Origin of the sequence: Tardiphaga sp. (assembly GCF_028290785.1) — a bacterium.
In the GTDB taxonomy this organism is placed as follows: Bacteria; Pseudomonadota; Alphaproteobacteria; order Rhizobiales; family Xanthobacteraceae; genus Tardiphaga.
In genome coordinates, this window is record NZ_JAQGJD010000127.1 from 1 (window position 1) to 12,823 (window position 12,823).

Here is a 12,823-nt window from a genome sequence, read left to right on the forward strand (position 1 = left end):
TGTAAGCGGCGGGGTAGGGAGGTAAAATTGTGAGCCTAGCCCGGTTTCCCGGGCGCGGTGCGGCTTCCTTATGCCGCTCCGCAGAACCGGGATCCCGGTTGCTTTGTTGTAGAACCGGGGCCCCGGCTCTTCGAAGCGATACTTCGTATCGCATCGCGTCCGGGGAACGTCTGCGTCAGGCCTCGTCTTCCTCCGACATCCCCACCGCCCACAACGCGAATGCATAGGCGATCGCGATCTCGTCCAGCCGGTTGAAGCGCCCGGAGGCGCCGCCGTGGCCGGCGCCCATGTTGGTGCGCAGCAGCACCGGGCCGCCGCCGGTCATGGTGGCGCGCAGCCGCGCGATCCATTTCGCCGGCTCCCAATAGGTGACGCGCGGGTCGGTCAGCCCGCCCATCGCGAGGATCGCCGGGTATTCCTGTGCGCTCACATTGTCATAGGGCGAGTACGACAAAATGGTCTTGAAATCCTCCGCGCTCTCGATCGGGTTGCCCCATTCCGGCCATTCCGGCGGCGTCAGCGGCAGGGTGTCGTCGAGCATGGTATTGAGCACATCGACGAACGGCACTTCGGCGACGATGCCGGCGAACAGATCGCCGGCGCGGTTCGCGACCGCACCCATCAACATGCCGCCGGCGCTGCCGCCATGGCCGACGATGCGCTGCTCGCTGGAGTAGTTCGCCGCGATCAGGGCCCGCGCCGAAGCGGCGAAGTCGTCAAAACTGTTGGTCTTCTTGTCGCGCTTGCCGTCGAGATACCAGCCCCAGCCCTTGTCGGCGCCACCGCGGATATGGGCGATGGCGTAGACGAAGCCGCGATCGACCAGCGACAGCCGGTTGGCCGAGAACGACGCCGGCATCGCCATGCCGTAGGAGCCGTAGCCATAGAGCAACAGCGGCGCGGCGCCGTCGCGCACCAGATCCCTGCGATGCAGAATCGACACCGGCACCTCGGCGCCGTCGTCGGCCTTCGCCATGATGCGCGTGGTGACGTAATCGGCAGGATTGTGGCCGGAGGGAATTTCCTGCCGCTTGCGCAGCACGCGCTCGCGCGTGGCCATGTCGTAGTCATAGACCTCCGACGGCGTGGTCATCGACGAATAGGCAAAGCGCAGATTGGTGGTATCGAATTCGTAGCCGCCCATGGTGTCGAGCGAATAGGCGGCTTCGTCGAACGCAATGGCATGCTCTTCCGATGTCGCGAGGTCGCGAATAATGATCGACGGCAGCGCATTGGCGCGCTCCAGCCGCACCAGATGACCGGCGGTGAGATCCATGTCGATCAGGTAAATGCCCTCGCGATGCGGGATCAGGTCGCGCCAGTTGGCGCGCGCCGGCGCGGCGAGCGGCGCGGTGACCAGCTTGAAGTCGATGGCGCCGTCGGCATTGGTCAGGATGAACAGGTCGTCGCCGCGGTCCGCCAGCGAATACTGCACGCCATCTTCGCGGGCGGCGACGAGAACAGGCGGCAACTCCGGATGCGCGAGATCGATCAGTTGCTGCTCGGAGGTCTCGTGGTCGCCGCCGGCGATCACGCAGAACCGGCCGCTGGCGCTTTCATGGATGTGGGTGAACCAGCCGGCATCCTGCTCTTCGTAGACCAGTACGTCGTCGGCCTGCGCGTTGCCAAGCTTGTGCAGCCAGACCTGCATCGGGCGATGGTTATCGTCGAGCTTGACGTAGAAGAACGCTTGGGAGTCCAGCGTCCAGACCACGCCACCGTCGGTCTCCTCGACCAGGTCGGCGCTGTCTTTGCCCGTGGCCCAGTCGCGCACCCGGATCGAGAAGTATTCAGAGCCCTTGACGTCCGCGCTCCAGGCTTGCAGCGCATGGTCCGGCGAATGCCGGGCGCCGCCGAACTTGAAGTATTTGTGGTCGGCGGCAAGCTTGTCGCCGTCGAGAATGATGGCAGCATCGCCGCCATCGCGCGGCGCGCGGCCGAACATCTCGTGCTGCCCGCCCTCGCGGAATTTGCGCAAATACGACCACGGGCCGTCCTTGGCGGGCACGCTGGAATCATCTTCCTTGATGCGACCGCGCATCTCCGCCACCAGCTTTTTTTGCAAAGCCGACGTGCCGCCGAGCAGGCTGTCGCTATAGGCGTTCTCGGCCTCGAGGTAGCGGCGTATCTCCGGATCGAGAACCGAGGGGTCGCGCAGCACCTCCTGCCATTTCGCATCCTTCAGCCAGGCGTAGTCGTCCGTCACCGTGACGCCATGGGTGGTGAAGCTGTGCGGATGGCGTGGCGCCACCGGCGCGGCGATCGGGGAAGCCTGCTTTGTCATGAATGCTCTTCTCGGAAGGAAACGATCGGACTATTGCTGGAGGCGCCACAGACGGCCGTACCGCTCCGCAATATGGATATTCCATGGATATAGAGATTATCGACCGCCTTGCCATCCGCGATCTCGTTGAAAACTGGGTGGTGTGGCATGACGCCGGCGACTGGGAGCGCTTCCGCACCGTCTGGTTCGACGATGGCCGCATGATGGCGACCTGGACGCAAGGGTCGGCCGACGAATTCATCGCCATGAGCAAGGCCGGCTGGGCCAAGGGCGTCTCGATCATGCATTTCCTCGGCGGGCAATCGATCGATCTGAGAGGCACCCGCGCGGTGTCGCAGACCAAGATGACCATCGCGCAACGTGCGCTGGTGCACGGCGTCAACGTCGATGTGATGCTGACCGGGCGGTTTTATGATTTTCTGGAAAAGCGCGATGGCCGATGGGGCTTGGTGTTGCGGCAGCCGATCTACGAGAAGGACCGCATCGACACGGTGGTGCCCAATGCCGAGCTGAAGCTCGATGCCGACCTGCTGGCGAGTTTCCCGGAAGGGTACCGCCACCTCGCTTACCTGCAAAGCCAGATCGGCTACCAGATCAAGCCCGACATGCCCGGCCTGCGCGGCGACGCCGTGGAAGCGCTGTATGCCAGCGGCGCGAAATGGTTGAACGGCGAGAAGCTGGACCGGTAGGGCGCGACGCGGCGCGCCGCTTCTTTTCCCTCCCCCGCGCGAAGCGAAGCTTCGCGTGGTGGGGAGGGTGGCCGGTTGAGAGCGCAGCGAACAACCGGTCGGGTGGGGGGCGCCACAAGCTCTACAGCGTTTGTGGCGCCCCCCACCCCGGCCTCCGCTTCGGCAATGCTGCGCATCGCCTCGTTCGGCCGACCCTCCCCACCTGCGCAGCTACGCTGCTTGGGGGGAGGGACTTTTCCGGCGCCGGTGCTACAACAACAAAAAACAAGGGAGAAACCACATGCCCGACTTCATCACCCTCGACGCGCTGGTGCGCAACACCGCGATCGCGAGGCCATCGCACACCGCCATTGTCGATGACCGGCAATCTCTTAGCTATGCCGAGTTCGATGCGCTGATCGATCGCGTCGCCGCCGGTTTGCAGGCCGATGGCCTGAAGCCGCGGGATGTCATTTCGATCTGCGCCTACAGCTCTGTCGAATATGCCGCGACGTTCCTCGGTGCGTTGCGCGCCGGCGTCGCGGTGGCACCCTTGGCGCCGTCATCGACGCCGGCCGATTTCGCGGCAATGCTGAAGGACTGCGCGCCGAAGATTCTGTTCATGGATGCGTCGGCTGCCGCGGCCATGGGTGATGCCGCGACGTCGGGCGCGATGCTTCGTGTGTCGCTCGACGACAGCGACTTCGGCCGGCCGTTCAGCGCCTGGGCCGGCGCGCCGGGCACGAAGCCGACGCCGGTCGCCATCGATCCAGAATGGATCTTCAACATCATCTATTCCTCCGGCACCACCGGCACGCCGAAGGGCATCGTGCATACCCACGGCATGCGCTGGCGGCAGTACGGCCAGCTCGACCCGCTCGGCTATGGGCCCGCTGCGGTCACGATCCTGTCGACGCCGCTGTATTCCAACACCACGCTGGTGGCGTTCAACCCGACCTTCGCGGGCGGCGGCACTGTCGTCTTGATGAAGAAGTTCGACGCCCGCGGATTTCTCGAACTGAGCGCGAAGCACCGCGCCACCCACGCGATGCTGGTGCCGGTGCAATATCGCCGCATCATGGCCGTGCCGGATTTCGACAGTTTTGACCTGTCGTCCTTCGTCATGAAGTTCTCGACCTCGGCGCCGTTCGCCGCCGTCTTGAAGGCCGATATTTTGAAGCGCTGGCCCGGCGGCCTCACCGAATATTATGGCATGACCGAAGGCGGCGGCACCTGCCACCTGCTGGCGCACGAGCATCCCGACAAGCTGCACACCGTCGGAAAGCCCGCGCCCGATCATGAAATCCGGCTGCTTGACGAGGACGGCAAGGAGGTCGCGCCAGGCGAGATCGGCGAGATTTTCGGCCACTCGCCGGTAATCATGCAGGGCTACCTCAACCAGGCCGGGAAGACGGCCGAGACGTTCTGGCACGACGCCACCGGCAAGCGCTTCGTCCGCACCGGCGATGTCGGTCGTTTCGACGAGGACGGCTTCCTGACGCTGATGGACCGCAAGAAGGACATGATCATCTCCGGCGGCTTCAACATCTATCCCAGCGATCTCGAGGCGGTTCTGCTCGGCCATGACGACGTGCTGGAAGTCGCTGTCGTCGCCATGCCGTCGGAGGAATGGGGCGAGACGCCGGTGGGATTCGTGGTGCGCAAGCCGAGCGCGTCGGTGGATGCCGCGGCGCTCAAGGGATGGATCAACGAGCGGGTCGGAAAATTCCAGCGCGTCGCCGAGATCGTGTTCGTGGAAACCCTGCCGCGCAGCGCCATTGGCAAGGTGCTGAAGCGCGAATTGCGGGACCTAAGGTTGGCGGCGGGGTAGTTGGGCTTTCCCTCCCCCGCGAAGCGCGGGGAGGGTGGCCGGCCGCAGGCCGATCGGGCGGGGGTGGCGCAGCACGGCTTACAGCGCGTGGGGCGCCCCCACCCCGGCCTCCACTTCCTCCGATGCTAACGCATCGTCGTCGTTCGACCGACCCTCCCCACCTCGCGCAGCTTCGCTGCGCTCCGGGGAGGGATTCCGCAGGCGCTTGCGCCCTCTCAATAATGCGGCGGCGGTTCGTTGCTGATGCCGCCGCTATTGCTCTCGGCTTCCTGCAGGCGTTCGCCGAGTGTGGCGACCTGGCGTGTCAGGCGATCGATCTGCTGCCACTGCGCGGTGATGGTGGCGTTCAGGGTCTCGATGGTGAGATCCTGATAGGTCAGGCGGGTCTCCAGCGCGTCGATGCGCTCGCTGAGCGTTGTGATGTCAGTCATCGCCGGCCGATTCCTTCTGCGCTTCGAAGTCCTCGGAGTTGATCGGCAGCGCGGGATCGATTGACGCGCTCTCGATCAGGCCGTGGCCCAGCGCGATGCGGCCGTCGAACACGAAACACTCGCCGCGCCAGCGGCTGTCGGCTTCCGGTATCTCTTCGAGATATTTTAGAATGCCACCCCTGAGATGGTACACATCGGCAAAGCCGCGTGACAGCAGGTAGGAGCTGGCCTTCTCGCAGCGGATGCCGCCAGTGCAGAACATCGCGATCCTGGTGTGCTTCGCCGGATCGAGCTTCTCGGAGACGAAATCCTTGAACTGGCCGAAGCTGCGAATTCCCGGATCAACCGCGCCCTCGAACGTGCCCATCGCCACCTCGAAGGCATTGCGGGTGTCGATCACCACGATGTCGTCATCGGCGATCAGCGCATTCCAGTCGGCGGGATCGATGTAGGTGCCGACCTGCTGATTGGGATCGGTCGCGGGATCGCCGAGGGTGACGATCTCCTTCTTCAGACGAATCTTGAGATGCAGGAACGGCATCGTTGCGGCGGTCGAGCATTTCAACTCGAGATGGTCGAGCCGTCCGCCGAACAGGGCTCCGTCGCGCAATTCGCCGATCAGCGCGTCGATGCCCTCATCGGTGCCGGCCAGCGTGCCGTTGATGCCTTCATGGGCGAGCAACACGCTGCCCTTCAGCCCGAGCTCGGCACACCGCGCGCGCAACGGTTCGCGCAGCTCGGCAAAATCCGGCAACGCGGCGAACTGGTAAAAGGCGGCGACCTTCAGTGGCATGGCGGGGGTTTACCAGCAGGGCCGGCAGGGGGAAAGGGCGGGAAACGGGAGCTATGCAGCGCTCCGGCAGGGCCGCGCGGCCCCGAGCATTGCCCTGTGGCGTGCAATATGCCAAGAAATCGCAGCCTTCGCGGCCCAGCATCACCCTTAAATCAGCGACAGAAGTGAGCACTTTGGCATGAGGAATTTCCATCTCGCCGGCCGTTCGACGGTCCATTCCCAGAACGGCATGGCGGCCTCATCGCATCCGCTGGCGACGTTGACGGCCATCGAAGTGCTGAAGGCGGGCGGCACCGCCGCCGACGCCGCCGTGGCCGCCTGCGCGCTGCAGGGCGTGATCGAGCCGCAGTCCACCGGCATCGGCGGCGATTGCTTCGCGCTGATCCAGCCCAAGGGCGAAGGCAAGGTGCATTCCTATAACGGCTCCGGCCGCGCGCCGCAGGCCGCGACGGTGGAGTGGTATCTCGAGCACAAGATGAATTCGATCCCGGCCACCGGGCCGCATTCGGTGACGGTGCCCGGTTCGATCGATGCGTGGGCGACGATCCTCGGCGATCACGGCAAGTTTGGCCTCGACACGTTGCTGCAGCCCGCCATCAAGGCCGCGGAAGAGGGCTACGTCGTCGCGCCGCGTATCGCGTTCGACTGGAAGAACAATCTGGCCAAGGTGCGCGCCGGCATCAACGCGCCGCGCTACCTGCTGAAGAACAACGAGGCGCCGGTCGCCGGCGACGTGATGCACCAGCCGGAACTGGGCAAGACCTTGCGCACCATCGCCAAGGAAGGTCCGGCCGGATTCTACAAGGGCTATGTCGCCGAAGACATGGTGCAGACGCTGCGCAGCAATGGCGGCCTGCACACCATGGAAGATTTCGCCGCCCACACCACCGAGCGCACCACGCCGCTCACCACCAACTACAAGGGCTATGACGTCTGGCAGTGCCCGCCGAACGGCCCGGGCATCACCATGCTGCTGATGCTGAACATCCTGTCGCATTTCGATCTCACCAAATACCCGGCCATGAGCATCGAGCGCTTCCATCTCGAAGCCGAGGCCGCGCGCATCGCCTACCTGATGCGCGAGCAGGACATCGGCGATCCCGCTTATGTCGGCATCGACGTCGAGCGCATCCTGTCGAAGCCGTTCGCCGCCGAATGGGCCGCCAAGATCCGCATGGACGCCCTGGTCGAGCTGCCGGACGTGCGGCCACCGATCAATCCCGAGACGGTCTACATCACCGTGGTCGATAAGGACCGCAACGTCTGCTCGTTCATCAATTCGGTAGCGCATTCGTTCGGATCGGCCGTGGTTTCGGAAAAGACCGGCGTGCTGATGCAGAACCGCGGCGCTGGTTTCCGGGTGCAGCCCGGCCATCCCAATTGCATCGCGCCGGGCAAGCGCCCGCTGCACACCATCATCCCGTCGCTGACCACCCAGAACGGTCGCGCCAGGATGTCGTTTGCCGTGATGGGCGGCCAATACCAGCCGGTCGGGCAATCCCGCGTGCTGACCAACATGCTCGATTACGGCATGGACGTGCAGGAAGCGATCGACCAGCCGCGCGGCCTGCATTATGAGGGCGTCTACACGCTGGAAGACGGCGTGCCGGCTGCTATCGTCGAGGGGCTCGCCAAGATTGGCCACAAGACCGCGACCTGTGTCCCCCCGTTCGGCGGCGCGCAGGCGATCGTGATCGACTGGGACAAGGGCACGCTGACCGGCGGCTCCGAACCCCGCAAGGATGGTTGCGCGCTGGGCTATTGAGTGAGCGCGTAGCCCGGATGGAGCGGAGCCATCGCTCGAAGAGCGAGGGCGAATCGCAATCCGGGGCCCGGCGTATCGGATAAAGCGCCGACCCCGGATTGCGTCACCGCGCTGCGCGCGCCCACTTCATCCGGGCTAGATCCTCAACGCAAAAAGACCGGCCATTCGGCCGGTCTTTCGCATTCAAACCAAATTGAATCAGAGCTTCTTGTGGGCGAAGTTGGCGGCCTTGTCGACAGCATCCTTGGCGGCCTGCTTGGCATCGCCAACCGCCTGCTGGGCGTGACCCTTGCCTTCCTGGACCAGGCCTTCGCCCTGCAGTTTCTCGGAACCGACGGCTTCGCCGACACCCTGCTTGGCCTTGCCGATGGCTTCGTTCGCTGCGCCCTTGATCTTGTCTGAGGTGGCACCCATGGGATACTCCTGTTGTATGGGGATGGATCGGTTCCATGCCCCGGTTGAGCTTCGCCGAGACAATCGCCAGCTCAATTGAATGTTCCTCGCTCTCCGGGACGCGATGCCGCAGCCGCTGCCGCATCTGTTACGGAACTCAGAAAGCATTGCGATGTCCGGACACGACCACGACCATCCGCACGATCATTCCCACGATCACGCGCACAGCCACGGCCACGATGACGCCGATCGCTGGAAGCATGACGGCATTCGCGTCATTCCCGCCGACAATCTGGATACCAACGTGCCTTCGACCAAGGGCATGGACCGCGCCGCCGCGATCAATTTCGCCCGCGTGGGCGCGCAGAAATTGTGGGCCGGCACGGTGTCGATCAAGCCGGACGCCAAGACCGGCGCGCATCATCACGGCCACCTCGAAAGCGTCATCTATGTGGTGAAGGGCCGAGCGCGGATGCGCTGGGGCGAACGCCTGCAGTTCACCGCGGAAGCCGGTCCCGGCGATTTCATTTTCGTGCCGCCTTACGTGCCGCACCAGGAAATCAATGCCAGCGCCGACGAAGTGCTGGAATGCGTGCTGGTGCGCAGCGACGGCGAAGCGGTCGCGATCAACCTCGACATCGCTCCGGTGGAAAAGCCGGAGACCGTGCTGTGGGTGGACCCGACGCATCCCGATGGCGCGGTGTCGAGGTAAGCTTCGCGCTACGGTCATTGCGATGGCCAAGGTCTCTCAGCTGTCATTGCGAGGAGCCCTTGCGACGAAGCAATCCAGTTCTTGCCGAGTTCGTGACTTCTGGATTGCCGCGTCGCTTCGCTCCTCGCAATGACCGGGCGGGGACGGAGACTCTAGCCCTTCACCACCGGCAATCCCGGCGAAAACGCCAGCGTCGTCTCGATCCATTTCGCGACGCGCAGCATGCGCAAATCCTGGCGATAGGCGCCGACCACCTGCAGACCGAGCGGCAAATGGTTTCGGCCGAAGCCGGCCGGCAGCGACAGTGCGGGCACGCCGAGCAGCGTCCACGGCGCGCAGTATTCGGCATCGCCGGTGTAGTGCAGACCTCCCGGCGCTTCGCCGAACGCCGGCAGCGTCAGCACCGCGTCGAAATTTGCCATCTGGGCGGTGAAATCTGTGCGCAGCTTTTCCTGCAACGCTTTCGCTTCGAGATAGGCGGTGGCGCTGTGCGTCCGGCCGGTCTCGACCAGGCCTTTCAGCTTGTCGCTCGTGCGATCCGGATAGCGTGCCACGAGATCGGCAAAGATCGCCGCGCCTTCGGATTCGAGGATGGTGTTGATGGTGTTCCAGTTGACGCGATCGAGTTCGGGCAGCTCCAGTTCTTCCACGATCGCGCCGGCATCGCGTAATCTGGCGATTGAGGCGTCGAACAGATTCTGCTGCTCGGCCTCCGCCTTCTCCCACTTGGAGAACCGCACCACCGCGAGCCGCGGCGCTGCCAGCGGTGACAGGCCATGCGCGACGGACACTTCGAATGCCGGCACCGGCTGGCCATGCCGATCGCTATCGCTGCTGCCCATCAGCAGTGACAGCGCGTAAGCCACGTCATCGACGCGGCGGGCAAAGAAACCGACATGGTCGAGCGATGGGCTGAGCGGGTGCACGCCGCTGCGCGGGATCGCGCCAAAGCTCGGCTTGAAGCCGACCACGCCGTTGAACGCCGCGGGACGCACGACCGAGCCCAGCGTCTGGGTGCCCAGCGCCAGCGGCAAGATGCCGGCAGCGACCGCCGCGGCGGAGCCGGACGACGAGCCGCCGGGCGTGTGTTTCGAATTCCATGGATTGGTGGTGGGACCGGGATGCCGCCAGGCGAATTCGGTGGAGACCGTCTTGCCGAAAAGGGTGGCACCCAGATTGCGCAGACGCTCGACCACCCAGGCGTCGGCAGCGGGCACGTGATCGCTGTAGATAAGCGAGCCGTTGGTGGTAACCATGTCGGCGGTGGCGATGATGTCCTTGATGCCGACGGGGATGCCGGACAGCGGGCCCGGTTTTCGCGAGGTGTCGGTCGGGAGGACCTCGAAGGCCTTCAGGACGGGCTCGATGGCCTTGGCTTGATCGAGCTGCGCTGCGGCGTAGCGATCGGCGGCGTCGCTGTTGCTCTCGAAAAGGCGCAGCAGTTCGAGAACGCCGGCGCCGGAGGCAGCGTCATGGGTGGTCAAGTCGGTCATGAAGGGGTGTCCTGAAATGCGTGCCAAACGGAATCTCGTTTCCCGGACCCGATGCGATTCTTATGCCGCTTCGCAGATCCGGGAATCCCGGTGCCTTCGTGCCACAGATTCGCCGCAAGACGCCACGCTTCGTCGACGTTGCGCGAGTCATTGAAACTACACAACTTTCGACGCCTCGACGGGTGTCCCGCCTTGATCTTGCCGCAAGACCTGAAAGAGCGGTGCGGAAACGCGAAAATCGCAAAATAGGAGGTTCGAGCCATCCGCCGTCATTGCGAGGAGCCCTTGCGACGAAGCAATCCAGTTCTTTCGACGCTTGCCGCTTTCTGGATTGCCGCGTCGCTTCGCTAAGGGGAAAGCCAATTGGCTTTCCCTGACCTCGCAATGACAGAGCTACCCCGTCACGCTCATCACCGCTTCCTTGATTTTCGCCAGCGCATAGTTGCCGACCATGCTGGCCTCGATATGCGGCAGGTTCGGCACCTCGTCGGCGGCCACCACGCAATCGACGATGGCGGGGCCCTCGCAGGCCAGCGCGTCGGCGATCGCCTTTCGCAGATCGCCGGGCTGTTTCGCGGTGAACCCCTGCGCGCCGCAGGCGCGCGCGAGCGCGGCGAAATCCGGATTGGGGAATTCGATCGCCTCGCGGAACGGCGCCAGGCCGACGCTTTCGGCTTCCAGCGTGATCAGGCCGAGCGCCGAATTGTTGTAAACGATGACCTTGATCGGCAGCTTGTGATGCACCGATGTCATGAACTCACCCATCAGCATGTTGAAGCCGCCGTCGCCGGTCAGCACGATCACCTGCCGCTTGCGATCGAGCGCCTGAATGCCGTTACCCTGGCCGAGCGCCGTGCCGACCGCCGCGTTGTTGAACGAGCCGGTGATGAGCTGCGTGCCGTTCTGCCGGATAAAATTGCCCGACCACAGCGTGTTCAATCCGGTATCGAGCACAAAGATCGCATCCGGTCTGGCGAGGTCGCCGGCGATGCGCGCCACCGCCTGGGGATGGATCTTGTCCTTGCTGCGGGCAGGGTCGGCCTGCTTGTCGAGCATCTCGTCCCACTTCTTGCGCGCGTGGCTTGTCTTCTCGAAGAATTTCCCATCGGTCTTGGCCTGCACCTTGTCGAGCAACAGTTTCAGCGTCGGACGCGCCGAACCGATGATGCCGAGTTCGGTCGGCGTGCGCCGTCCCAGCACCATGGCGCGCTCGTCGATCTGGATGACGTGGCCCTTCGGCGGCAGGAAATTCGAATAGGGATAGTCGGTGCCGACCATGATCAACAGGTCGCATTCGTGCACGGCGTTGTAGACCGCCTTGGTGCCGATCATGCCGAGCCCGCCCATCCATCTGGGATCGTCGAACGCCATGATCTCCTTGCCGCGCACCGAATGTACCAAAGGCGCCTTGAGCTTGTCGCTCAGGGCTCGCAGCAGTTCGGCGGTGCCGACCGCGCCGTGGCCGCACATGATGACCACGCTGCCGGCGGCGTCGATGCGGCGCGCGGCGTCCTGCACGGCGGCGTCGTTCGGCAGGATCTCGCCGCGCGGGATCAGCGTCGCCAGACTCGCGGTCGCGCCCTCGGCCTTCGACGACAGCACGTCCACCGGCAGTGTCAGATGGGCGACGCCCGGTCCTGCATAGGCAGCCGCAATCGCCGCATGCACGACGCCGGGCGCCTGCGCCGCCGTGGCGATGGTCTGGGTGTAGAGCGCGACGTCGCGAAACAGCAGGTCCGGCTCGGTGGTCTGGAAGAAGTCGGTGCCCTTCATCGCCCGCGCCATTTCGCCTGATAGCGCCAGCACCGGCGCGTGGTCGCGCGCGGCCTCATAGAGGCCGGCGACCAGATGCGTGCTGCCGGGGCCGGTGGAGCCGGCGCAGACGCCGAGCTTGCCGGTCAGTTTGGCCTGCCCGGCGGCGGCGAGGGCGGCGCCTTCCTCATGGCGCACGCCGACCCATTCGATGGAGCTGCGCCGCACCGAATCCGCCAGCGGATTGAGCGAGTCGGCGATCAGCCCGAAAATCTGCTGGACGCCGATCTGTTCAAGCACATGGACGAGTTCATCGGCGACGGTTTTCGACATGGGGAGCTCCGAATGGCTGAAAGGCGGGCTGCTGCTTGGGCGCGATCATAAAAGGTGACTGATCGCAGGGCAGCAACGCTTGAACGAAAGTACGGTTTCGTGATGGTGGAATTAGAGCACTTTTTCTTTGAGATTACTCGATTCACCCTCCCCGTCATTGCGAGGAGCGAAGCGACGCGGCAATCCAGAGCCACAAGCGAAGGAAGAACTGGATTGCTTCGTCGCAAGGGCTCCTCGCAATGACGGCTGTGGGTGCACGGGTCACTCAAAGAAAAAATGCCCTAATCCGCAATCACGAAACCGTTCGCGTCCCCGGGTGTTGCTGCATGGCGATCAGGCCTATCCTTCGCTGATCGACCCCGCCTTGC

General features: G+C 64.4%; 10 protein-coding genes. 4 read left to right on the forward strand and 6 right to left on the reverse strand.

Going from position 1 to position 12,823, the window contains the following annotated elements:
- Positions 1-175: 175 nt before the first annotated feature.
- Positions 176-2,284 (reverse strand): S9 family peptidase, encoded by a 2,109-nt coding sequence (locus JWR89_RS07430; RefSeq protein ID WP_299713769.1) that lies wholly within the window; start codon positions 2,282-2,284, stop codon positions 176-178.
- An 83-nt stretch (positions 2,285-2,367) separates the two neighbouring features.
- Between JWR89_RS07430 and JWR89_RS07435 the strand changes: the two genes are divergently transcribed.
- A complete protein-coding gene (locus JWR89_RS07435; protein WP_299713771.1) occupies positions 2,368-2,973 on the forward strand; it encodes a nuclear transport factor 2 family protein in 606 nt (201 codons plus the stop codon).
- Between the two features lie 280 nt (positions 2,974-3,253).
- Positions 3,254-4,783, forward strand: a complete 1,530-nt coding sequence (locus tag JWR89_RS07440) for a class I adenylate-forming enzyme family protein (RefSeq protein WP_299713773.1) — start codon at positions 3,254-3,256, stop codon at positions 4,781-4,783.
- Positions 4,784-4,998: 215 nt separating this feature from the next.
- Here the strand turns inward: JWR89_RS07440 and JWR89_RS07445 are convergent, their stop codons facing one another.
- Both JWR89_RS07445 and JWR89_RS07450 read right to left on the reverse strand, forming a co-directional pair.
- A complete protein-coding gene (locus JWR89_RS07445) occupies positions 4,999-5,214 on the reverse strand; it encodes a SlyX family protein (protein WP_299713775.1) in 216 nt (71 codons plus the stop codon).
- Complete coding sequence (locus JWR89_RS07450) at positions 5,207-6,007, reverse strand: rhodanese-related sulfurtransferase (protein WP_299713778.1); 801 nt, start codon at positions 6,005-6,007, stop codon at positions 5,207-5,209. Before JWR89_RS07450 ends, JWR89_RS07445 begins: the two co-directional genes overlap by 8 nt.
- Before the next feature lie 178 nt (positions 6,008-6,185).
- Between JWR89_RS07450 and ggt the strand changes: the two genes are divergently transcribed.
- Positions 6,186-7,772, forward strand: coding sequence for a gamma-glutamyltransferase (gene ggt / locus JWR89_RS07455; RefSeq protein WP_299713781.1), 1,587 nt, complete (start codon positions 6,186-6,188; stop codon positions 7,770-7,772).
- 198 nt (positions 7,773-7,970) lie between these two features.
- Here the strand turns inward: ggt and JWR89_RS07460 are convergent, their stop codons facing one another.
- Entirely contained in the window at positions 7,971-8,186 is a 216-nt protein-coding gene (locus JWR89_RS07460) for a CsbD family protein (RefSeq protein WP_299713784.1), read from the reverse strand.
- Between the two features lie 151 nt (positions 8,187-8,337).
- Between JWR89_RS07460 and JWR89_RS07465 the strand changes: the two genes are divergently transcribed.
- On the forward strand, positions 8,338-8,877 hold the full coding sequence (locus tag JWR89_RS07465; RefSeq protein WP_299713787.1) for a cupin domain-containing protein: 540 nt from the start codon (positions 8,338-8,340) through the stop codon (positions 8,875-8,877).
- Positions 8,878-9,029: 152 nt separating this feature from the next.
- Here the strand turns inward: JWR89_RS07465 and JWR89_RS07470 are convergent, their stop codons facing one another.
- Positions 9,030-10,370 carry an amidase gene (locus tag JWR89_RS07470; protein WP_299713790.1) on the reverse strand — a complete coding sequence of 447 codons (1,341 nt, stop codon included), beginning with the start codon at positions 10,368-10,370 and terminating at the stop codon, positions 9,030-9,032.
- Positions 10,371-10,763: 393 nt separating this feature from the next.
- The gene (locus JWR89_RS07475; protein WP_299713793.1) at positions 10,764-12,455 is read right to left on the reverse strand and encodes a thiamine pyrophosphate-dependent enzyme; all 1,692 of its coding nucleotides are present in this window, start codon (positions 12,453-12,455) and stop codon (positions 10,764-10,766) included.
- Positions 12,456-12,823: the final 368 nt, after the last annotated feature.